General features: G+C 44.4%; 26 protein-coding genes and 2 pseudogenes. 4 read left to right on the forward strand and 24 right to left on the reverse strand.

The annotated features are described in order from the left end of the window. Positions 1 to 63 precede the first annotated feature (63 nt). From DW739_RS12870 to DW739_RS12890, 5 genes and pseudogenes are all read right to left on the reverse strand, one after another. Positions 64 to 306: pseudogene (locus tag DW739_RS12870) on the reverse strand (GNAT family N-acetyltransferase); the annotation flags it as partial. Positions 307 to 368: 62 nt separating this feature from the next. Beyond that, the gene (locus DW739_RS12875) at positions 369 to 863 is read right to left on the reverse strand and encodes an HD domain-containing protein (RefSeq protein ID WP_008981870.1); all 495 of its coding nucleotides are present in this window, start codon (positions 861 to 863) and stop codon (positions 369 to 371) included. 37 nt (positions 864 to 900) lie between these two features. Then, positions 901 to 1590: a class I SAM-dependent methyltransferase gene (locus DW739_RS12880; protein WP_117495051.1), complete on the reverse strand. Its 690-nt coding sequence runs from the start codon at positions 1588 to 1590 to the stop codon at positions 901 to 903. A 142-nt stretch (positions 1591 to 1732) separates the two neighbouring features. Next, entirely contained in the window at positions 1733 to 2056 is a 324-nt protein-coding gene (locus DW739_RS12885) for a hypothetical protein (RefSeq protein WP_004613237.1), read from the reverse strand. 96 nt (positions 2057 to 2152) lie between these two features. Next, positions 2153 to 2485: a helix-turn-helix domain-containing protein gene (locus DW739_RS12890; RefSeq protein WP_008373705.1), complete on the reverse strand. Its 333-nt coding sequence runs from the start codon at positions 2483 to 2485 to the stop codon at positions 2153 to 2155. 142 nt (positions 2486 to 2627) lie between these two features. On the opposite strand from DW739_RS12890, the gene DW739_RS12895 reads away from it, so the two are divergent. Beyond that, positions 2628 to 2981 carry a cupin domain-containing protein gene (locus tag DW739_RS12895; RefSeq protein ID WP_004614173.1) on the forward strand — a complete coding sequence of 118 codons (354 nt, stop codon included), beginning with the start codon at positions 2628 to 2630 and terminating at the stop codon, positions 2979 to 2981. Positions 2982 to 3093: 112 nt separating this feature from the next. Here DW739_RS12895 and DW739_RS15185 read toward each other — a convergent pair. The 3 genes and pseudogenes from DW739_RS15185 to DW739_RS12910 all read right to left on the reverse strand — a co-directional run. Further along, positions 3094 to 3300, reverse strand: a pseudogene (locus DW739_RS15185) (VOC family protein); the annotation flags it as partial. Between the two features lie 162 nt (positions 3301 to 3462). Next, positions 3463 to 3906, reverse strand: coding sequence for a GNAT family N-acetyltransferase (locus tag DW739_RS12905; protein WP_118469267.1), 444 nt, complete (start codon positions 3904 to 3906; stop codon positions 3463 to 3465). Between the two features lie 166 nt (positions 3907 to 4072). Further along, the gene (locus DW739_RS12910; protein ID WP_118743183.1) at positions 4073 to 4909 is read right to left on the reverse strand and encodes a sialate O-acetylesterase; all 837 of its coding nucleotides are present in this window, start codon (positions 4907 to 4909) and stop codon (positions 4073 to 4075) included. A 310-nt stretch (positions 4910 to 5219) separates the two neighbouring features. Between DW739_RS12910 and DW739_RS12915 the strand changes: the two genes are divergently transcribed. Then, positions 5220 to 5456, forward strand: coding sequence for a DUF6061 family protein (locus DW739_RS12915; protein WP_002578301.1), 237 nt, complete (start codon positions 5220 to 5222; stop codon positions 5454 to 5456). 133 nt (positions 5457 to 5589) lie between these two features. On the opposite strand, the gene DW739_RS12920 is transcribed toward DW739_RS12915, so the two are convergent. From DW739_RS12920 to DW739_RS12950, 7 genes are all read right to left on the reverse strand, one after another. Further along, on the reverse strand, positions 5590 to 6909 hold the full coding sequence (locus tag DW739_RS12920; RefSeq protein WP_108817236.1) for an MATE family efflux transporter: 1320 nt from the start codon (positions 6907 to 6909) through the stop codon (positions 5590 to 5592). After that, positions 6899 to 7357 carry a MarR family transcriptional regulator gene (locus DW739_RS12925; protein ID WP_108817235.1) on the reverse strand — a complete coding sequence of 153 codons (459 nt, stop codon included), beginning with the start codon at positions 7355 to 7357 and terminating at the stop codon, positions 6899 to 6901. The genes DW739_RS12920 and DW739_RS12925 overlap by 11 nt, the downstream gene beginning before the upstream one ends. A 155-nt stretch (positions 7358 to 7512) precedes the next feature. Further along, the gene (locus tag DW739_RS12930; RefSeq protein ID WP_021369328.1) at positions 7513 to 8217 is read right to left on the reverse strand and encodes a DUF6040 family protein; all 705 of its coding nucleotides are present in this window, start codon (positions 8215 to 8217) and stop codon (positions 7513 to 7515) included. Further along, complete coding sequence (locus tag DW739_RS12935) at positions 8201 to 9922, reverse strand: MobA/MobL family protein (RefSeq protein ID WP_118743184.1); 1722 nt, start codon at positions 9920 to 9922, stop codon at positions 8201 to 8203. The genes DW739_RS12930 and DW739_RS12935 overlap by 17 nt, the downstream gene beginning before the upstream one ends. Then, positions 9898 to 10251: a hypothetical protein gene (locus tag DW739_RS15370; protein WP_118743185.1), complete on the reverse strand. Its 354-nt coding sequence runs from the start codon at positions 10249 to 10251 to the stop codon at positions 9898 to 9900. Before DW739_RS15370 ends, DW739_RS12935 begins: the two co-directional genes overlap by 25 nt. Next, complete coding sequence (locus DW739_RS12945; protein WP_002578306.1) at positions 10251 to 10565, reverse strand: DUF3847 domain-containing protein; 315 nt, start codon at positions 10563 to 10565, stop codon at positions 10251 to 10253. The genes DW739_RS15370 and DW739_RS12945 overlap by 1 nt, the downstream gene beginning before the upstream one ends. A gap of 145 nt (positions 10566 to 10710) precedes the next feature. Beyond that, entirely contained in the window at positions 10711 to 10941 is a 231-nt protein-coding gene (locus DW739_RS12950) for a helix-turn-helix domain-containing protein (RefSeq protein WP_002578307.1), read from the reverse strand. A 175-nt stretch (positions 10942 to 11116) separates the two neighbouring features. Here DW739_RS12950 and DW739_RS12955 point away from each other — a divergent pair, with 175 nt between their 5' ends. Further along, positions 11117 to 11746 carry a helix-turn-helix transcriptional regulator gene (locus DW739_RS12955; RefSeq protein ID WP_024738907.1) on the forward strand — a complete coding sequence of 210 codons (630 nt, stop codon included), beginning with the start codon at positions 11117 to 11119 and terminating at the stop codon, positions 11744 to 11746. 86 nt (positions 11747 to 11832) lie between these two features. After that, positions 11833 to 13128: a tyrosine-type recombinase/integrase gene (locus DW739_RS12960; RefSeq protein WP_118743186.1), complete on the forward strand. Its 1296-nt coding sequence runs from the start codon at positions 11833 to 11835 to the stop codon at positions 13126 to 13128. A 310-nt stretch (positions 13129 to 13438) separates the two neighbouring features. On the opposite strand, the gene DW739_RS12965 is transcribed toward DW739_RS12960, so the two are convergent. The 9 genes from DW739_RS12965 to DW739_RS13005 form a co-directional block, all read right to left on the reverse strand. Then, on the reverse strand, positions 13439 to 14137 hold the full coding sequence (locus tag DW739_RS12965) for a DUF5714 domain-containing protein (RefSeq protein WP_118570127.1): 699 nt from the start codon (positions 14135 to 14137) through the stop codon (positions 13439 to 13441). 22 nt (positions 14138 to 14159) lie between these two features. Then, positions 14160 to 15014: an ATP-dependent sacrificial sulfur transferase LarE gene (larE, locus tag DW739_RS12970; protein WP_207664890.1), complete on the reverse strand. Its 855-nt coding sequence runs from the start codon at positions 15012 to 15014 to the stop codon at positions 14160 to 14162. 67 nt (positions 15015 to 15081) lie between these two features. Then, entirely contained in the window at positions 15082 to 16482 is a 1401-nt protein-coding gene (gene larC, locus DW739_RS12975; protein ID WP_243023780.1) for a nickel pincer cofactor biosynthesis protein LarC, read from the reverse strand. A 79-nt stretch (positions 16483 to 16561) separates the two neighbouring features. After that, positions 16562 to 17335 carry a nickel pincer cofactor biosynthesis protein LarB gene (gene larB / locus DW739_RS12980; RefSeq protein WP_022358794.1) on the reverse strand — a complete coding sequence of 258 codons (774 nt, stop codon included), beginning with the start codon at positions 17333 to 17335 and terminating at the stop codon, positions 16562 to 16564. A gap of 20 nt (positions 17336 to 17355) precedes the next feature. Next, complete coding sequence (locus DW739_RS12985; RefSeq protein ID WP_118743188.1) at positions 17356 to 18021, reverse strand: ATP-binding cassette domain-containing protein; 666 nt, start codon at positions 18019 to 18021, stop codon at positions 17356 to 17358. A 1-nt stretch (position 18022) separates the two neighbouring features. Continuing rightward, positions 18023 to 18862: an ABC transporter ATP-binding protein gene (locus tag DW739_RS12990; protein WP_243022825.1), complete on the reverse strand. Its 840-nt coding sequence runs from the start codon at positions 18860 to 18862 to the stop codon at positions 18023 to 18025. Between the two features lie 90 nt (positions 18863 to 18952). Next, positions 18953 to 19762 carry an ABC transporter permease gene (locus tag DW739_RS12995; protein WP_118743189.1) on the reverse strand — a complete coding sequence of 270 codons (810 nt, stop codon included), beginning with the start codon at positions 19760 to 19762 and terminating at the stop codon, positions 18953 to 18955. Continuing rightward, entirely contained in the window at positions 19759 to 20745 is a 987-nt protein-coding gene (locus DW739_RS13000; protein ID WP_333491440.1) for an ABC transporter permease, read from the reverse strand. The genes DW739_RS12995 and DW739_RS13000 overlap by 4 nt, the downstream gene beginning before the upstream one ends. After that, complete coding sequence (locus tag DW739_RS13005; protein WP_118743190.1) at positions 20738 to 22402, reverse strand: ABC transporter substrate-binding protein; 1665 nt, start codon at positions 22400 to 22402, stop codon at positions 20738 to 20740. Before DW739_RS13005 ends, DW739_RS13000 begins: the two co-directional genes overlap by 8 nt. Positions 22403 to 22605 lie beyond the last annotated feature (203 nt).

A 22605-nucleotide genomic window follows, 5' to 3' on the forward strand; every position in this document is an offset into this window, starting at 1 on the left:
TAACATGAGTAACCATATCTCAGCATCATTGATAAATCCGATCTTATAACCAAACTGGAATTTCTATTTGTGTTGCCATGTCATTACATAATCTTTTTCTCCGGTAGCCTCATCTAAGCCACTATGCTGAATCTCAAATCCTTCTCTCTTATAAAAAGATATTGCCCGTGCATTCTTTTGGTATACGTTCAAGTACAACTTACTCCTTTTGTCCTTTGCATAATTCAGCAGAATTTTACCTATACCCTGCGATTGCATTTCACCAGAAACAAAAATGCCCTCAACATATTCATCATTTAACCCTAGGCTTAAACTTAACTACTATTTTTTCTTTGCGATATAAAATACATAACTGTAATAATCTACTACTAATCTAAAATAAAGCGATTATAAGCTATCCTTTTTCCTGTGTTTGTTTTAAAGTTTTCATCTATACACTTTTTTATCTTTTCCTGTTCTTTTTCTTTATCCATAACCGTTAAATTTTCAAGCAAATCAGCTTCCCATTGTATTTGAAAATCAAGTCCATCAATTTTAGATGGAGTATGATGGTTGCCTATTATAAAGCATATTCTATCAATATTTTTGTTATAGCCTACCTTTTTTAATATTTCTTTCGCTACTTCTGGTCCTTCCTTTTCTTGATAGACACCATCAATAGAACCGTATTTTTTTTGTGCTTCAACCGCACCAATATCATGTAGTATAGCAATAATACTGATGAATTCTTTTTCTTCCTCTCCGATATTTTCTCCTTTCATTATATCTTCTGCATTTTTCAAAACTTTGAGAGTATGCTCTATGCCAAAAGGAATTTCTTTGAATACTTCTTTCATCTCTATAATAATTTTTTCTTTAAACATAAATCACCTCCATTTATACCTTATAGGTGTTTTAGTTCTATCTATCCACTTTTTTGTTCGCCGATACAATCAGCATCATGGGACGGCGCATTTCATCCTGCATCCCCGGAATATCCATCATGTATTCCGGCGGCTGCGGCTCCACAATATGATTTATTATAAAACCATTTGAAAGCAGTGTATTTAGATATGTGGTCAGTGTTCTATGATATTTTGTAACCTTTTCTCCCAAAAAGACAGCTGTCCGTTTGCCCTCATAATAATAATTATCCACCGGAAAATGCAGTATTTCTCCTTTTTCGTTATAATGCCAGTCTTGTGTTCCATAGGCAGTAAAAACAGGATGTTCAACCGTAAAAACTAGCTTACCACCAGACTTCAGTATTCTATATATCTTTTTTACTAAAATCTCATAATCTGCTACATAGTGAAACGCAAGTGAACTTAATATTACATCAAAACTCTCCTCTGGGAATTCCACATCTTCTATAGCACAGCATTTATATTCAACCTGTGGAAAATGTGTTTTTTCTTTGGCTACCTCGAGCATTTTATGAGAAATATCAACACCCACAACAGAAGACGCTCCGTGTTCCATCGCATAAATACAGTGCCATCCATAGCCGCATCCTAAATCAAGCACACGCTTATCTTTAAAATCCGGCAGCAGCTTTCTCAATGTTTCCCATTCTCCTGCACCGGCTAGTCCCTGCTGTGAGCGACTCATTTGACTGTATTTTTGAAAAAATATATTATCATCATATTTGTTTTCTTTTCCATATTCTACATAATTCAACCTCTTTCACCTCGCTGTAAACTTCCGATTTTTCGTTCTCTGCGACTTCCCAATAAACGGGAATTTGACTTGCCTATTTTCTTAAAATCTCATGTGGAGCTTCTATTTCATTTGCCAAGGTATGCTCTGTTAATTCTGACATCAATTTCAATTTTTTATTAATCAATGGTCGCATACAATTAGGAACATGTTCCTGATGCGCTCTGTGGATTGCTACACATTCCTTACAGTTTCCGTGATAACGACAGGCTTTCAGGCAAGGACAGTGATCTTTGTCTTTATACTCCTTACGAAATTCCGCTGCAAATTCTTCTTGCAGTCTCAGTCCCTCGACACGGTTTCCCTTATGAAATTCTACCATTGCATCCAGTTCTTTCTGGTTCCCTTCAATCTTCATGTTATTATAGCGCCTCCATTTCAACTATTCCTCATTTTCTGATAAATTCCTGTTATACAAACTGGAATTGTTCGATCTTTTCAAATACTAACGTCCTTAATTCTGTTCAATAATTGATTTATAGTAGTTACCAAAGTCAGCAAGTGAATTAACAATTGGAAGCATTTTTGTTCCGAGTTCAGTTAAGCCGTATTCAACTCTCGGTGGCTGCTCATGGTAATCGTGGCGATATGCCAGCCCATCACTCATCATTTGTCTTAAACTATCTGTCAAAACCTTTTGTGAAATACCATCTATACTTCGTTGTAGCTCATTGAATCTCCATGGACGCTCTTTCAAGTTACGCAAAATCAGCAGTTTCCATTTTCCTCCGATAAGAGATACTGCTGTTGCAACTGGGCATTCCGGTAATTCTTCTTTTGCTCGCATAATTCTCACCTCCGAGTCTATTGTAACACATTCATTTTTGAGTGTACAGTTACAAAAAGGTGCGTACTTGTTTTTGTATGTGTCTCACACTATACTAATACCAAGCAACCAGAAACTACAAATTAACTATGGAGGTATTATTATGGCAAATTACACAAAAACAACTATTGGAAAGGAAAACCGAATTGAGCTACATGAAAAGTTGTCTTTAACAGGCGCAGAAATCAGTTTAAACGAACTACCTGCAGGAGCAAATGTCCCATTTGTTCATTCTCATAAAGAAAATGAAGAAATCTATGGAATTCTTTCAGGTAACGGCAAAGCCATAATTGATGGAGAAGAAATTAGCCTTTCAACTGGAGACTGGCTAAAAATCGCACCTGCTGCAAAGCGTCAGTTTTTTGCATCCGATATTTCCGGAATTACTTATATCTGCATTCAGGTAAAAGAAAATTCTCTGGAACATTTTACAGCAGAAGATGCCGTAATCGGCTAATTAAAAGTATTTATTTACAGAAATGCACAGTTCCCGATATGCTAAGAACTGTGCATTCCTTTTTTCTTCAATTTTACGATTTCTCAATTTTTCGAACTTGAAATTGTCGGGTTCAAACTGTAACCTCAATTTGATTCCCTTCAATTGCAACAATACAGCTTTCGTAATAGCCATCTCCTGTTGTCCGGGGACCGCTGATTACTTCATAACCAGCAGTTTTCAACTCTACGGTCAAGGCATCAACCTTTTCTTTACTTCCTACACTAAATGCGATATGTGCATATCCCGTGCGAGCAAGTTCTTTAGGTAAATCAGGCATTTTGCAAGATGGTAATTTTTTAGTGTATAAAGGTGGTTTTTAAGAAGTTATCCACATTTTAAAAAAGTGTACAAAGGTGGTCTTCGCAGTGTATAAAGGTGGTTTTTTCATTATCCACTCTCCAATTCCTCAGGCACAAACATACATTCGAAAAGCTTGAAGTTATATATGTCTTTGCAAATATACCATATCTATTAGTTGTACACCGCCCTCATAAATTGGGTGGTCATAATTGTCAGTAAAGAAATTGGGAATCTTGTGAGAACGAACAAACCCACATTTTTCATAAAATGGTATCGTCAATGGACTGTCACCTGTTCCAACTTGCAAAACAGAATATTCATCTGCATATTTACTGGCAAGAAAATCAATTAGTGCTTTGCCATAGCCCTTTCCCTGATTTTCCGGATCGACTGCGATATTCTTGATTTCAAGTATTTCGTTACCTTCATCGGTGACAACACATTCAGCTTTTACATCATTGTCTTCAAGCACATACATAGTTCCTTTTTCAAGATAGCGATCAACCATGCTCTCCTGTTCATCAGCTAATAACAATAATGATATAAACTGCTTTTTATTCTCATTCACTTCTCGGATTTTCATATATATTACTCCGTCAAATTGGAATTTGCCAGTCAATTACTTATCTTTTTCCAAAGAAGTAAGAATAGCAATCCTCATTACAACAATCGCTTTATTCATACAATTACACTTCTTTGTAAAATTCTAATTCTTTTCTTTATTTTATTTCCATTAGTCAGATTGAAAGTTAGAGATTTTTCATTTTTGTTATGAACTCTTCATAACTACATTTTCCCATTGTCAAATCCATCATGGCTAAATATTTCATTTCATTCTGAGTATATGGAATATTAATACATGACTCTAATAATTTTTCTTCGTTTTTCAAAGGTGTTATCACATTCTTTTTGTTTTTGTAGGCATAGTAATAACGAACCCCAAATTTTCTTTGAGAGACAGCATTTAAATGTATGCCATCTGTATTTGCTGACAACCCCTGGGCAGTTACAAAATATACATGATTATGATCATTGGCATATCGTAATAATTCTTTATTCACCAAGTCATACTCTGTACAATTAAAACCAAAGCCTATCTTTCCTAAATAGTCACCAAGTCCTCCAATAATAAACGGTACATCGTCTAAATTAAGTTCATTTTTTAAAGCCTCAAAAATTGTATGTAATTTTTCATAATACGTTTTGTAGTTACCATTATAGCTATCATTTTCTCCTTGATGCCACAGAATAGCAATCAAATTACTATTTTGCATTGCAAATTTTGCCTGAATAATTGCATTTTTAAATAATATTTTCTCTATAGACCAGTCATCAATGGAACTGCCACCTTCCGCACATGGAATCAAGCCGATTTGTTCTTCTTTGTTTTCCATGCACCACATTGCAGCAAATGAACCCGCAAGACTTACTCCTGATATAGGACGATCGTAGTTAATTGGTTCTGTCATCATTTGCCATTTTCCATTTCTTAACATCTGGATTCTCTCATTACAAATCATCGGTACTTCGTTTATGAATCCACGTCCAGCCATGTTGGACTGTCCAATCATTAATACACTTTTCATTCAACACCTCCACAACTTCCGATTGAGATTTCACCTGTTTTAAGAAATTTAATAACTGTTATATTTTATTATTAAATTCTTCGCAACCCCTTGAAAACACTGGATTTGTCGCAGGTGAGCTTTCCCTTATTATTTCCCTTGTGTTATATCGTCCCATCAGTGTTTATGCACTCTGATAAGGGCAAATACAAGGGCAAGAAAAATCTATAAGACAGTATAACACAAAATAAAAGTGACATGGTGAACTGATTGAAATGCTTCTTAATTTTTGCTACTACTGATTGATTAAATGATAAGGAGATGGGATACGATGAGAACAATATTTGCAGAATACAATCCACAGTGCAACAGCATTGATGTATATACTAATACGGGCTATATACTCCGTATTGATTGTTGGGAAGCAGAAAAAAATTTAAGAACCACACCTGGATCTGATTGTGCTTTGACATCGCTTGCAATCGATGAGCCATTAGAATATGCAAGGTTATATCTTGATGGGAATTTACAGATGTGGGTAGATGCTGAAGATTCATTAGAGTTATGATTATTCCAATCAAAATCTACTAGAATTTATTAAAAATTAGCTTCATAATTTTAAAAGGACAGCCCTATTGCTATGAGGCTGTCCTTTTAAATACAATAGATAAACCTAGATTATTCTTGCTACTATCTGATTGTTAAATTTTCTGTATTCCATATTGCAAATCTCCCTTTTCGCAATATTTTATTAGTATGAATGCCAGAATCGCTGAAAAAACACGTGCCAATACCGTACTCCACCATATCATAATCTGTCCACCAAATAAAGGTGGTAAAACAAGCATAAATATCAGCATCAATACTGGTTCAATGAATGTAAGAATGTATGACAATCCACTTTTTTCAGTAGCATAAAATCCAGCTGTCGCTATTCTGGTAATCGCAACAAATGGTAATGACACTAAAAATATAGGTACAATTTTAGAAATCTCAATACTTACTTCATAAGAAGCTCCGAAAACCCCTCCAATATTTGCTCTGTTTACATACATGATAATTCCACCACAAACAGCAAGAATTATTGCAAAAATGTATGCCATTCTCTGAACTCCTCTCAGGCTTTCTTGATCCTTCTCACCATAAAAACGGCTCATTAAAGGTTGACTTCCATCACCTACGCCCTGCAATATGAGATATATGATACAGATAATATAGGATACACATGCATAAGTTGCAATAGCTTTTTCTCCCCCATAAGAAGCGGAGAATCGGTTTATAAACACCAATGAAATATTAGGAGTCAATGCTAGCCCAAATGGTGCAAGACCTACTCTGAATATAGCGCCACACATTTCTTTTACATTTTTTAAGGATACATACACATAAAACTTTTTATTATATAATGCGTATATGATTGCAATTGCTGCAGTCACACCCTGTCCGGCTATTGTAGCTGTGGCTGCACCTTTCATGCCCATTTCATATATCCATACAAAGATAAAATCCAGAACAATATTGGTTATGAATCCACCAACCATCGCAAACATTGACCAGAAAGAGTTTCCATAATTTCTAATGAATGGCATCATTCCAGTTCCAAGAATCTGCAATATTGCTCCAAGTGCTATAATTTTGATATAATCTGTCGCATTTGTTAATATAATTCCATCTGCTCCAAGCAATCCTAAAATTTTAGACGAAAAGGAGTAAATAATTATGGTATTGATAACACTTACTATTACAAGAAGCCACCAGCTTGTAGCAATAAATTCTTCTGCCCGTTTTCCTTTCTTTTCTGCTGCATTAATTGAGTAATAAACAGCTCCTCCCATACCAATTCCTGTTCCAAGAGCCTGAATCAAAGCCACAATCGGATATGCAATATTAATAGCCGAAATTCCAGCATCTCCTATGGTATTGCCTACAAAATATCCATCCACTATCGCATATATTCCTGATAATGCAAATGCTATAATAGATGGAATAACATATTTAAAAAATAATGATTTATGATTCATTTTTCTTACAATCTCCTTCCTTGAAAAGTCTGATAAACAGCTCTGTATTATCATTAAGACTTTCTATATTCTCTAATCCCATTTTTTCGATTACATATATTTCTTTTGAGTGCAGTTTTTCTATGATATCTTTCGTATATTCCATTCCTGATTCTGTGAGGCATATCAGCTTATTTCTCTTGTCTGAATCATCAGATACCATATTGATGTATCCTTTTTTCTGAAAATCTTTTAGTATCGTATTTACCGTTTGCTTAGGTATATTCCATTTTTCACTTATCATTTTCTGCGTGCATCTTCCATTACTTTCATAAAATGAATACAAAGCAAAAACTCCATTTGAAGACAGTCCCTGATCCTTTGACCATTCCTCATACATTGCTGTACATTCTTTCCATAAAGCATAATATCGTTGCAACTGTATTATCATATTATTATCTTTTCTCATCTTTTTTCTCCTTAAATTAGTACGAATCCGGACTTTTATAGTATAGTCCGAGTTCGTACTAATTGTCAAGATTTATTTATATACTTTTTCTTTATATAAACAATCAATAGTCCCTTACTAAGGACAGGAAGATTATGAAATTTCCCTGTCCTCTTTTAATAATATCCTCGTTCTTCCATCCAGTCTTTCACATAACATCTGATTCCAATATAAATAATATGCGACAGTAATAGCAATACAATAAGATTTATCGGATTAGCGTTTTTAATCCATTCTCCAAAGTAAATTACAACAGCTGTACTCGTTATCGCTACCACGATACTGATGATATCCCAACAATATTTCCGGTAGATTTTTCCTACCTGATAACCAATCCCGATTATCAGCCACCCGGTTATTACGAATAAAATTGCCATGACAGTACCGGCAATCAGCCAGTACACAATCCCGGAAAGAATACTGTTAGGTATTCCACTGCTTAACTGTCCGAAAGAGTCTGCACCTGTCACAAACTCCCGAAATAAACTTCCCATTCCTTTTCCTAACGCACCGAAAAAGACGATACAGTCGTTAAGGAAAACCGGCGAAAGAATCGCAGTAAACAGTGTTGTTGTTATGCTGTACCATGCCAGTAGAAACAAGATACTTTCATAACCAATCGTCATATTTTTATATTTCTTTTCTAACTGGCTTTTACGGCTATCGCATTTTTCTTTTGCTTTCCGGTAAGCAGTACGGTCACATTTTTCACATTTCTCATAAGGCACTTTTTTCTCAACAGCTACCTCTACCGTCTTTTGGTGTGTCTGTGCATAAAGTTTTTCCTGCTCTGCTTTTTCATACTTAAATTTCCATGCCACGGCTTCTGCGTCGGCTCTTTTCCTGCTGTCTGTCTCGCTGGTCAATCGTTCCTCTGTTTGCCTTAATCTTGTCCGCAATGCTTCGATATTCTCGGCTCTGTTTTCGCTGTTCAATTTCTCGTTCAAGGTCAGCGATTCGCTTAGCTGCCTGTTTAGTTCCTGGATTGTCTGGTCTTTCTGATCCAGTTCGTCCTGCATCTGTTCGGTCATCAGCAGAAGTTCTTCCACCTGCCCGACGTTCTCTAAGTTTCTGCATTCGCTCATCGATCTCCCTCGCTTTCTCTATCTGCTGTTTAAGGTCAGCAATTCGCTGTTCTGTTTCTGCAATAAGCTGTTCTCGTTGTTCAGCTTCTGCGTTAATTCCTGCCATTGCTGATTCTCGTTTTCCAACTGTTCGATTCTGGTTTTCTGTTGCTCGATCTGTGAGAGCAGTTCTTCTGTATCTGGCAAAAGATTTAGCAGCCTGGATAATTCGCTGTTTAAGCTTTTTAAACTCTGGTTCTGCTCCTGAAAAGACAGGAGCTGTCGATCCCGTTCCTGCAATTCCTGTACCATCGCTGCCATAAAATTCTGCTGTTCCTCGATCTGGTTTATCATTGTCTCCATCATGGGAATGACTTCCCGGCTTTCTTCTAATGTCATCCAATCGCTCCTTCCATTGTGTCAATGCACCGGATACCTTTCCGAAAGAAATCTGTATTTTATCCAGCAGTGCATTTTGTCTTTTTATGATCTGATTTTCTACCACTTTCCATGACGCTGATTGTGTCTGCCCATTTTGAAATTTCTCATCAATTTTTCTGGCATCCGCGCCCTCATGGATCGTCGGTATCTCTAATTTCCCCTGCCTTGCATAAGAACGGTGGTCAATGTGATTTTCCGTTTTCAAATGTGCATTACAGACATTCGCCCATTCACTCCGCCACAGTTCACAATTTTTCGGACTGTTCCATCCGGTAGCATCGGTTAATACACGTTTCCACTGTTTACGGTTCCTTGCACCGACTTTCTGATTACCGTTTTCGTCCAATACCGGGATTCGGATTCCATGACGGTCAGAGTCCTTTTTATCCTGCCACCAGTCCGGATGGGATTCATCCACCACAATATTTCCATTTTCATCTCTGACAAACTCCCAATCCTTGATTTCTTTGTTCCCCCATGAGTGGTCTGGATTGAATGGTCGCATCGTCACAAGTAAATGCACATGGGGATTTCCATCGCCTTTATCGTGGATACTCCAGTCCGCACACATTCCCTTATTTACAAAGGTCTTTTGAATATATTCGGTTGTATAATCAATCTGTTCCTGTCTGTTCCATTCTTTCGGAAGTGAGAACTCAAATGACCTGCCGAGTTGTGCATCTGCACTTTTTTCTATCCTCAAAACTTCATTCCATAAACGCTGCTTCTGAAAAGTAAGTTTAAATTTTTTCAGTGCGGCTTCTTTGTTATCTGCCCTTTTATATCGGACAGATTTCTGGAACCGTCTGATATTTTCAGCAGGTACATTCAGCCATTCCTGTGGTGCATTTTCACACATCAACAGGCTGGTATAAACAACTTCTCTTTTGGAAGTGTAGTAGCTGATTCTGCCGGTTTCTTCATTTTTCATCACATCACCATTGAGATAGGCAGATGCTGATATGATGGATTTCCCTTTGCTGCGTCCAACAATCTTTACTGTATAATGAAAAATCGCCATGATCCGTTTCCCCCTTTCTGCCGTATCCGGCTTTGATTTCCGGCAGGTAACGTTTTCCCAAAAAGAAAATGGTATCTGCCGGAACGCCCTCTGCGTAAGAGTGCCCTGTGCATAACAGCCTGCATGGAATGCGCCCCTCTGGCGAAGAGTGCCTCCTGCGGCATGAGCAGGTCTGCATGAAATGCCCGCCGACGGAACGAGCCCGGCAAGCATAAGCGCAGACCGGTTGCCACCTGTGGCAAACTTATACGGACGACCTCTGGTTGTCCATAAGTGCGCCCTTCATGAAAAAGCAATGAAGGGAATGGAAACTCCACTCCCTCCGGCATTACACTTCCTCCGTATTCGCAACTGGCTCTTTCTGCATTGCCTTTGAGAAGAATTTCCCATTTGCTTCCTGCCTTTTTAAGAAGCCGATCAGCTTTGGGATATCATCTTCCTCAATCGCAGAACCCAGCACCGATTCCACCGCACCACCAATCTGGCAGAGCCTGTGTGTCCGCTTTTTGGTTTCCACATCTTTCTGACGTTTCTTCAGTTCCCGTTTCTGTGCTGCATACTGTTTTGCTTTCTCAAGGCTTTCCTGTTCTTTCTTTTCCAACTGGAGCATACGCTCCTCATAACTCTTTGTTGATCTTGCCATAAATATCATCGTCCTTTCTTTTTCTTCCAAACATAAGTTTCCTGTTGTCTGTCAGACGAAGTACATGGTATAATCTGTTTGCGTGTAGGTATATCATGACTCCGGTCTGATAGAACCTTTGGCGGTTTCTTCGGGAACCGCTTTTTTAAGTTGAACCGTTTCTTGTGACTGCTTTCACATTTCCCTTATCCCTCAAGTCCCTGCCCTCGTTGGCTTCCATAAAAAGTTCCAGCATATCCGTTTTGATCAGGACTTTTCTCCCGACCTTTAATACCGGAAGTTTCTTCCATTCCACCAGTTTTCTCAGGGTGTTCCTGCCGATTCCCGTATAATCAGCAGCTTCCTCAATCGATAAGGCAATTTTTCTTTGTGTCATATGACCACCTCCTTTTAAATTGCATTATGCAATTTCATTTGTGCTGTCAGTATAGCGTGTTTATATTGCTTTGTCAAGCATTATGAAATTTTATTCTTTTTCTATTAATTGCATATTGCAATATATTTTGTTGCGTGGTATAGTAATGACATACCGAAAAAGGAGGCACATCAGCATGAAAGATAAAGAACTACGCAAGCTGATCGGCAGCAGGGCAAAACAGCGCCGTCTCGAATTAAATCTGACACAGCCTTATGTCGCAGAGAAGATGGGAGTTACCGCTTCCACAATCCTGCGTTATGAGAATGGTTCGATTGACAATACCAAAAAGATGGTACTGGAAGGTCTTTCGGAAGCACTTCATGTATCGATTGAATGGCTCAAAGGGGAAACCGATGAATATGAAACTGATATTACGGATAAGAAAGAATTGCAGATTCGTGATGTGATGGGCGATATTCTCAAACAGTTACCTCTTGATCTTAATAAAACAGAAGACGCTTTTTCTAAAGACTTACTGCTGTTAATGTTAAAGCAATATGAACTGTTTCTGGATTCGTTTCAGTTCGCCTGTAAAAATTACAAAGGCAGTACCAAAGATGCGGACATTGCTAAAGTAATGGGATTTGAATCGAAAGATGAATATAATGAGATTATGTTTCTCAGGGAGATCACGCATACTGTCAACGCATTTAACGATATGGCAGATGTTGTAAGGCTCTATTCAAAGAAACCGGAAGCGGCAGAACAAAGGCTTGCAAATCTTTTATCCGAAGTTATGTATGAGGATTCTGAATCGGTATAGTAAGACAACCGGAGTTGTGATATACTTACACGCAAGAAGCATTTCAGCAGTTCCGATTGTCTGATATCGAAAGGAGACATACGATTATGGCAAAAGGATCTGTTAGAAAAAAAGGAAAGAAATGGTACTATCGCTTCTATGTAGAGGACGCAAGCGGAAAAATGGTTCAGAAAGAATACGCCGGAACCGAAAGTAAAAGTGAGACGGAAAAACTTCTCCGCAAGGCACTGGAAGATTATGAAGATAAGAAATTTGTTGCAAAAGCAGATAACCTTACCGTAGGTGAACTTCTGGATATGTGGGCAGAAGAAGAACTGAAAACCGGAACACTCAGCAATGGCACAGTGGAAAATTATCTTGGTGCAATCCGATGTATCAAAAAACACCCGATTGCAGACCGAAAGTTAAAAACAGTTACCGCTGAACATTTACAGAGTTTTCTCGACCTGCTTACATTCGGTGGCGAGTTTCCGGATGGAAAAGTGCGAAAAGGATATAGCAAAGATTATATCCATTCTTTTTCCGCAGTGTTACAGCAGTCTTTCCGTTTTGCAGTATTTCCAAAACAGTTAATCAGTTTCAATCCAATGCAATATATCAAGCTGAAACGACAGGCAGAGGAAGTTGACCTCTTTTCTGATGATGAGGTAGAAGAAGGTACACAGCCGATTTCACATGAGGATTACGAGCGGCTTATCAAGTATCTGGAAAAGAAAAATCCACCTGCAATTCTGCCGATTCAGATCGCATATTATGCAGGACTTCGTATCGGGGAAACCTGTGGTCTTACATGGCAGGACATCAACCTTGAAGAACAATGCCTGACCATAAAACGCAGTATCCGTTATGACGGAACGAAGCATAAAAATGTGATTGGAACAACCAAGCGAAAGAAAGTAAGGATTGTTGATTTTGGAGATACACTGACTGAAATATTGAAAGCAGCAAGACGGGAACAACTGAAAAGCCGGATGCAGTACGGGGAACTTTACCACCGCAACTACTACAAAGAGGTGCATGTAAAAAACAGGGTGTATTATGAATACTATCACCTTGACGGAACGCAGGAAGTCCCGGCAGATTATAAAGAAATATCCTTTGTCTGCCTCAGACCGGATGGTAGTCTGGAACTGCCGAGTACACTCGGCATTGCTTGCAGGTCAGTGGCAAAGAAGCTGGAAGGATTTGAAGATTTTCACTTCCACCAGTTACGTCACACCTATACCAGCAACCTGCTCTCCAACGGGGCGGCTCCGAAAGATGTACAGGAACTGTTAGGACATTCTGATGTCAGTACCACAATGAATATTTACGCTCACTCAACAAGAAAAGCAAAACGGGATTCCGCAAGACTTCTTGATAAAGTAGCGAGCAACGCTTAAACAAAAATTTCCCTTATTTCCCTTACGGATTCCGCATAAGGGCAAAAATAAGGGAAAATACATATCATTTCACTATCTAATGGGCTGAAAAGCCTGTAAAATAAGGAAAGTTCAGGAAATCTCTCCACAAATTCCGATTTTTCCACGTAAAAAAGGATGTGCCTTTTTGTGTAATAGGGCATTCCAGGGAATTTCCTATTACACGAGAAATTGCTCTCTCATCACAGTTCACACATTATGCAAACTGCAATCCCATCTCGCACAATCTAATTATATCGCAGCTTTATTATCTCCGTTTATCCATTTATAGTCAAATACTATCATCAAATCGCCAAAATGGACAGCGCTTGCCAATACACTGATTGTTCTGAGCACAATGCGTACACTGGACTTCTGTGCATTCCATTTCGATTCCAAAATGCGTTTTTACAAAATCAACCGCCGCCAGAATCGCCAGATAAGAATCTCTTTTACAACACCTCGGACCGCCGGTGCGCGAAATCGCTTCCAGTGCTTTTGATGTCATCTGATTCGAAAGTCCCCAGGATTCCTCCGTCAGTGGCGTCGCCCCAGACAAGATAGATACAAACATACCTGCGCTGATTCCCGCTCCGCAGGCCCCCCAGAATCCGCAGGTTCCTCCTGGAACGGCTTTCCCACGGTTCAGCATTTCCATCACAGATTCCCGCAGATTAATAGCACCTCCCGCATTTTTATATGCAGTAAGCAGCGCCGCTCCCACCATGACATGATGCTCCGGTCCATGCATATGGCAAAACGGTGCATCCATCATCTTCCGGACAATCTCGATCGGATTTCTGGATGTTTCGTCTATACACAGGGAAAGAATGGTGTCCAGTCCCTTCGTATGACAATCATTACAAACATAATGCCCGTTCTGGCATCTGGTCTTACTCAATTCTTTTTTATGACATAATTCACACTCCATCCATTCATCCTGTTTCAGATAAATAAGAGGTGCTTTACAGACAATACATTCTTCTTGCATGGGATTTCCATCTCCTTTACATTCATTTCCCGACCAGCGCGTTGAGTTTCTCCACTATATCCATACTTCCCGACCGGAAACCTTCCAGATCGAGTGTAATGTACAGAAATCCCATTTCTTTTAATGTCCTGCAGATCGTCTCCCGCTCGGCAATCGCTTTTTCAAATTTATCCGCATCCACCTCGATCCGGACAATATCGCCATGCAGGCGCAGGCGCACATTTCCGCCAAACACGCTTCGAAGATAATCTTCGCCTTTCTCAATCCGCTTCAAAACTTCCATGTCAAAGGAAGTTCCATATGGAAGGCGGGTCGCCATACATGGCATGGACGGACGGGATGCAACGGAAATTCCTAAGTCAGCCGCAAATGCCTTGACATCCTTTTTCTCCAGTCCGCACTGTGCAAGTGGACTGACGACACCCAGCTCACGGAGTGCCTGGATACCCGGGCGGTACACATGCAGGTCGCTCTCATTGGTTCCGTCCATCACGCACGGAATCCCCTCTTCTTTTGCAAAATCCAGAAGTGTCGCGAACAGGTGGTGTTTGCAGATATAACAGCGGTTGACCGGATTTGTCCGGATGGCTTCCAGCTCCATCTCATTGACCTGGATAATTTTATGGATCGCGCCCAGCTCCTTTGCCACCCGCTCCGCGATCTCCAGATCACAGGCTGGGTGCAGCATGGTGTGAAATGTCACGGCATAAACCGGCATTCCCGTCTTCTTCGCCGTATCACACGCCAGCTTGAGAATCAGGCTGCTGTCCACACCACCCGAAAAGGCGACACAGACCGGTGCTTTCGCTTTTTCTGCCATGAAATGTTTTAAAGCTTCTCTTTTTTCTGTCTCTGATATCATTGGTTTATTTTCCATGGTTCTTGATTCTCCTCTTAATTATCTAACGAGAATGCACTGTGCCGTTTTTCAATCTCAAAAGTGCCTACTGTAAACTAATACTTCCGTCTTCCATTACTCCGTGGAATACTTCCATGAAGCGCTTCCCTGTCTCCCGGCAGATCGCGCGCACGCTCTCATACTCCGGATAGCACGTATCCACGCCGCCGCGCTTGCAGATTTTTACCTTTGCTGCCCCGTAACGGGTCTGGATCTCCTTTACTTCCCGTGGCAGTATCGTCCTCTCTACTGGATAACGGCGCACACCGATCGTGGTCGTACAGGAGAAGACAAGCTGTTCTAATTCTTCCCGTTTTTCTGCCGTTGTCAGTACATGAAGCACATACGCCGGACGGTTTTTCTTCATATATGCCGGTGTGTACCACACATCTCTGGCGCCCGCTTCCAGAAGCACCTCCATCGCATATCCCAGCGCCTCGCCGGTGCAGTCGTCCAGGTTTGCCTCCATGACCCACATGGAGCTCTCGTCGTGACCGTCTTTTCCGGTTTCTACTTCCACCGTTTTATCCGTCAAAAGCATCGCCCGCAGGATATTCGCGTGCGCGAAATCCTTATTTCCGGCGCCGATACCGATCTTTTCGATCTGGTACTTCTTCGGAAGCGCCGCTTCTGTCCGGAATGCCGCCGCGATCGCCGCGCCGGTCGGCGTTACCATCTCTCCTTCGACATCCCGAAGCGTCAGTTCCAAGCCCTGTGCCGCTGCGATATTTGCCGTCGCCGGAACCGGAACCGGCATTAAACCGTGCTGGCAGCGCGCGAATCCATGACCTTCGGAAAGCGGCGATACCACCACGCGGTGGATTCCCAGATCCTCCAGGCAGAATGCCGCACTGATAACATCCACAATCGAGTCAATTGCACCGACTTCATGGAAATGAACCTCGCTAACCGGAATTCCGTGTGCTTTCGACTCTGCCCCCGCCACAATCTCAAACATCCGGCGCGCCAAGTTTTTAACACGGTCAGATGCATCCAGACGATCGATGATCTCGAAAATGTCATGGATGTTGCGGTGGACGTGAGGATGCATATGATCGTGGGTGTGAGCGTGATCATGGCTGTGCTCATGGTCGTGGGTGTGAGCGTGATCATGGCTGTGCTCATGGTCGTGAGTGTGTTCATGATCGTGATGATGCTCATGGTCGTGCTCATCATGGCTATGTTCGTGCTCATGACCATGTTCGTGGTCGTGATGATGTTCGTGGTCATGATGATGCTCTTCTTCCTCTAAATGTACATCGAAATCATACGCATCGATTCCACATTTCTTCGTCCGCCCAAAATGCAGATGATACCCGGATACGCCCAGACTGTCCAGTGCCCGTACCAGTTTTTCCCGGCTTGCTCCAAGATCCAACAGTGCGCCAACCGTCATATCTCCACTGATTCCAGACGCACAATCCAGATATAAGATTTTCTCATCCATTTTTACTTCTCCCTCTACTTTTCTCATTTTATTGATACATTTCCGTTTTTCGCTTTTATGTAATTATCACAAACCACTATCACTCTGCCGTCTTCTTCGGCTCCCGAACCGCCAGGCGGTTGATCTGCGCCGCCAGATATGCTGCGCCGTAGCCGTTATCTATATTTACAACCGAAATGCCGTTCGCACAGGAATTAATCATCGTGATCAATGCCGACAGTCCATGAAAACTTGCACCATAGCCGACCGAGGTCGGAACCGCAATGACCGGATTTTCCACCAGCCCGGCGACAACTGTGCCAAGCGCGCCTTCCATTCCCGCCACCGCAATCACGCAGTTTGCCCGCGCAATCGCCTCGCGTTTGGATAAAAGGCGGTGGATCCCCGCCACCCCTATATCATAGTAGCGCTCCACGCGGCAGCCGAAAAATTCTGCCGTTTTGGCAGCTTCCTCCGCAACCGGGATATCCGCGGTTCCGCCTGTGCAGACTGCCACCAGCCCTTCCAGCTTCCGCGGTGTCTCCGATGATTTTCTCGCCTGCAAAATTTTTGAAACCGGATCGTATTCTATCTCCGGGATGCGCGCCCGCACTAGATTCCACTGCTCCGGCGTCGCCCGCGTTCCGAGTACTTCCCCATTTTCCCGGTACAGCGTCTCGAAAATATCCGCCAGATAGGCATCCGGCTTTCCTTGGCAGAACACCGTCTCTGGGAATCCCGAACGCAATTTCCGGTGCAGATCCAGCTTCGCATACCCTAAATCTTCGTAAGGAAGATTCTTGAACGCATTCTCCGCTTCCTCAATACTCGTATCCCCCCGTTTTACCTCTTCCAACAGCTTCCGAACATCCATTTCTTCCTCATTTCTCCTTGTCAAATCCCAATTTTCTCTGTCAATATGTGAACTGGGTGAACTGCTGCCATCTTTTCCTGCAATGCCTTTAAATCAATCTGCCGCGTGCAAATCCGCTTCAAAAGAGATTCCGAATGGCTCACAATCACCATTCCCAGCTCCCGCTCCTTTGCCTCATGCAAAAGCGCCTGCCAGATCTGGCTCTGGGTCACTGCATCAAACATCGCGGTGATCTCATCCGCCAGCAGATACCGCGGATTTGCCGCCAGCGCTCTGGCAATACAGAACCGCTGCAGTTCGCCGCCGGAAAGCTCCGATGGAAACCGATCCAGCCATTCTTCCCGGATGCCAAGCCGTCCCCGGCTCTCCTCATCCACCTGACCGCCCTCACTGAGAACCTGGCGCATCCGCCAGCGTGGGTTGAGCGCCTGCTCCGGGTGCTGCCAGATTAACTGCACCGGCATACAGCCCCGGATATTCTCAATTGGTATGCTGTCAATCTCTACCGTTCCCGCTTCCGCTCTCTCATATCCCGCCAGCAGGCGGCACAGCGTCGTTTTTCCATATCCGCTCGGCGCCACCAGACCCACGCGCTCTCCTGGCTCAATTTTCAGGGAAATACGCGTCAGCACGTGGCGCCCTCCATTTTCATACGAAAAAGATAGGTTTTCCGCCTTTAGTGACATCTCATTCTCCTCCAAAAAATTCATGTTCCGGCAGTGCCCGGTAGAGCGCCTGCGTGTATGGCTCTTTCAGATTCCGTCCCTCCCGGAAGTTCTCCGGCTTTACTTCCTCCAGAATCGTCCCGTCATAAAACACCAGAATCCGGTCCGCCATCTCAATCGCCAGTTCCAGATCATGAGTAATCAGAAGCACCGCTGCCCCGTCCTGTGCCATCTCTTTTAAATGACGGATCACATGGCGCGCGGTCATCGCCTCCAGCCCCGGTGTCGGTTCATCCGCCACAATCAGCCTCGGCTCCTGCATCAGTGCCGCTGCCATCAGGACGCGCCGCGCCATGCCGCCCGACAGCTCAAATGGATAACATTTTTCCACTGATTCATCCAGCCCGTACCGCTTCAAAAGCTGGCGGCATTTTGCCCGCGTCGCTTCATCTTTTCTGCCGCCGCAGATCTGATCCCCGACCCGCATCAACGGATCGAGGTAGGAAACCCCCTGCGGAATCAGGGAAATTCCATTGCCCCGCAGCCCGGCAAGCCGCGTCTCATCCAGAACCTCTCCCTGATAGGAAATTTTTCCTTCCATCCGGCAGTTGTACGGCAAGATTCCCAGAATCGCGTGCGCCAGCAGGCTTTTTCCCGAACCACTCGCCCCGACCACCGCCGTCAGCTCCCCACTGAAAAGTTTGCAGGAAAGGTCGCGGAGCGGATGGAGTTCGCGCCGTCTAAGCCCACGCGCGTACTGCGTAAAATATAAGTTTAGATTTTGAATTTTCAATATCGGCTTTTCCATGGAATCACAATTTTCACGCAATCTCCGTTCTTTGATAACGTCTGTCTGTTCCAAATCTGATAGCCGCATCGTTTTTGATTGTTTTTGTCTTAATCGCATCATTTTATCAAAATATATGTTTTTCTGCCTCATTCCCAGCATCCTCTACTCATGCGCGCTCCCCGGATCCATCAGCCGCCCCAGGCTCTGCCCGATCGCCTGAAATCCCAGCGTTACCAGCACCAGTGCCGCGCCCGGAAAGAGCGCCAGCCACCATTTTCCGGTAATCAGGTACGACATACTCTCGGATAAAATAACACCGATCGCTGGTTGCTCGGAGGAAAGACCGAAGCCCAGAAAGGTCACGCCCGCCTCATGCAGAATCGCATGGGGAAAGAGAAGAATTAACCCGGTTACAAATTGCCGCGATACCTGCGGGACGATGTGGTTCCAGGCAATCCACCAGGGCTTTTTCCCCAGTTTTTCGGAGATCTGCACATACGGACTTTCCCGGATCTGTAAGATTTCCGCCCGCAAAAGCCTCGCCAGCGACGCCCAGTGCGTCAGGGCAATCCCGGCTGCTACACCCCGGAATCCCTTTCCCAGACTGTAGGAAATCAGGATCAGGAGAAGCATGTGCGGGATTCCCATTACCAGATTAATCAGCCCGCATACCAATGAATCCATCAGTCCCCCGCCAAGCGACGCCAGCAATGCAAGCGCCAATGCCACCGCGGCGCTGATCGCCGCGGTCAGAAGCCCCAGCCGGATGCTTAAAGAAAGCCCCGCAACCGTCCGTTTCAGCATATCCCGCCCCATCCAGTCGGTTCCAAACAGCCCGCCGGTTCCCGGAGGCAGGTTTTTTCTCGCAAAATCGACCTGCTGTGCGGCATCCTCCCAGACGATTCCAAGCACTGTCACCAGAATCAGGAAAAGGAGGGAAATTCCCAGCAGCCAGAGTGTTTTCTTTCTCATGCCCTGCCTCCTTTCCTAAGTCTCGGATCGACCAGCCGGTACAGCCCATCCGCCGCTGCATTTCCTGCAAATACAAGCACGGCACTGATGAGTGTAATTCCCATCAGAAGCGGGATATCGCTTCCCAGCCCCGCCGTGACCGCCGCCTGTCCGAGTCCCGGATAGGAAAAGACCTGTTCCACCAGCACCGAACCGCCGAAAATCTCGCTGATCGAGCCAAATTGCAGCGTAATTACCGGGAGAAGCAGGTTGCGGAGTCCATGCCGGAAAATCAGCCGCCAGCCGCTCTCGCCCCGCGCCCGCGCATAGAGTACGTAATCACTTTCCAGAATCTCAATCACTTTTTCGCGCGTGTGCATCGCAATCGAAGAAATCCCTGTCAGTCCCAGCGTACACGCCGGCAGAAATGCGTGATACAGGCGATCCGCCAGGCTGACCTCGTCCGCCGCCATTCCCACCGGGACACTGAACCCGATTGGGAAGATGGGAAGCTGCACTGTAAAGAGAAGCAGCAGCACCAGCGCCAGCCAGAAGGACGGCGTTCCCGCGATCACGATGCAATAGCCCGTAATCAGGCGATCCACCCACTTGCCCCGTTTTGCCGCCGCTGCAATTCCTAAAAATATCCCCACGATTCCCGAAAACAGCCACGCAGACAGAAGGAGCCACACTGACGCAGACGCCTTTTCCGCGATCACCTCCAGCACCGGTCTGCGGTACAGAAGGGAAATGCCAAAATCACCATGACAGATGCCCGAAATCCAGCTAAAGAAGCGCTTCCAGACCGGCACACCAACGCCCCAGTACGCCTGCAGCTTCTTGATCTGCTCCGGCGCCATCGAGCCGAGCGCCGTCTGCCCAACATTCGTCTGCAGCGGATCGACCGGAGACATCGACATCAGCAGAAACGATGCCAGACTGACTGCCAAAAGCAGCAGAATCAGGTGCAGCAGACTGCGCCCAAACCATTTCATCCTACTCATAGTACCACCGATCGACATTGTTGACGATGGACCAGCCGTGACCGTGCGGATGCACCTTCTGCTCTGCGACATGAAGCCCGTCTCTCACCCAGTACAGATGATCGACATTCACCAGCCAGATCCACGGAAGATCACCCTCGGCTGAAACGCCCGTCTCGCCGTCCCACTGCGCCTTTTTCCACAATTCATACGAACTTTCCAGATCCGGTGCTGCCAGGGCCTCATCCATATAAGCGTCCACGGTCTCATTCGCATACGGCGAATATTCCGCTAGCCCCGTATCTGCCTTTGTATGGTAAATATTATAAAATTCCATCGGCGTGTGCGCGCCCCAGCCCCAGAGAAGCGGCTGCGACTGTGCCTCGTCATACGCAGTATCCCAGCCGGTGCCGCGGATCGATGCGTCAATTCCAATCTCTTTTAACTGCTGCGCCGTATCGGCTGCCAACGCCTGACGCACCGAATCCCCGGTCGGATAGAGAAATTCCAGAATGGCTTTCACTCCATCCTTTTCGCGGATGCCGTCGGCATTTTTCTTCCATCCCGCCGCATCCAGCATCTCTTCCGCCTTCTCCACATCATAGGAAATGTTCTCCATTTCATCGTTGTACCACGGCATCTTGTCACAGACACTATATGCCGGGCTGCCGTAACTATTTAACACATGATCGATCATTTCCTGCCGGTCAATCGCCAGGTTGATCGCCCGGCGCACCTGCACATCCGCGGTAAAATCATTACCGATTTTTACGCCATCCTCCCGTACCGTCTCCGGCACTGCCGGGAGGTTAAATCCACGGTTGTCCACCGTCTCACAGTCCAAAAGACTGAATTCTGGAACCGACTGGTCTGCATAGGACGCCGCCGTGTACGCCACATCCACCTGCCCGGCGCGCACCGCCGCAAATGCCGCATCCTCTTCCATAAAGAGAATCGTGACCTGCCGCATCTTCGGCGCATCCCCATAATAATCCGGGTTGGCTTCCAGAATCACCTGCTGCCCCTTGTCCCACTGTTTCAGGATATATCGCCCGGAACCGATCGGATGTGTGCCGTAATCCGTTCCATATGCATGCTCCGGCACAATTCCCGTCACCGCCATCGTGTATGACCAGATAGCAAACGGGCGTTCCATCTCAAACACAACCGTCACATCATCGATCGCCTCCGCCTGTTTCAGCATTGAAAAATCGTTGACGGAACTCGTCTTTTTCAATGTGTTATAAGTGAATGCCACATCCTCCGCGGTCAGCGCCTCGCCATCCGTGAATTTCACATCGTCGCGGATCGTCACCGTCCATGTCATTCCATCCTCGGAGGTCTCCACATCTGTCGCCAGATCATACCCGATACTCAAATCTGCTTCTGTCACCGTCAGGGTGCTCTGGATCAGCGGTTCATGCATATGCTCGCCCGCGCCCCAGCCATATGCCGGATCAAAGCCCGCCTCCGGCTCTGAAGTCGGCGGCATCGCGATAATAACGCTTGTTTGGGTATTTTCCGTCTGTTCTGCGCCGGAACCGCCTTTCTGCGCCTGATTTCCAGCGTTTCCGCATCCGGAAAGCATGACTGCCGCCGCTAAGGCAGTGACGCCAAGTGCCCTGGCTTCTCCGAACACCTTTCCAATGATTTTGCCTGTATTTTCTCGTTTTTTCATATTTTCTGTTGTACCCCTATATCTTTCTTTATGAAACAAAAGGATATCAGAAAAGTGCGGTCCCTGCTGAACCGCTGTACCTTCCTGGTATCCTTCTCCATTTTTCTTATTTATCTCAGTTAAAAAAGAATGTGCCTTGGCACATTCTCGTGCCGGGCGCGGTCGCTTGCGACATGTTTCTTCTTCGCGCGAGTGCGCATCCC

Source organism: Clostridium sp. AM28-20LB (assembly GCF_003480665.1).
In the GTDB taxonomy this organism is placed as follows: domain Bacteria; phylum Bacillota; class Clostridia; order Lachnospirales; family Lachnospiraceae; genus Otoolea; species Otoolea fessa.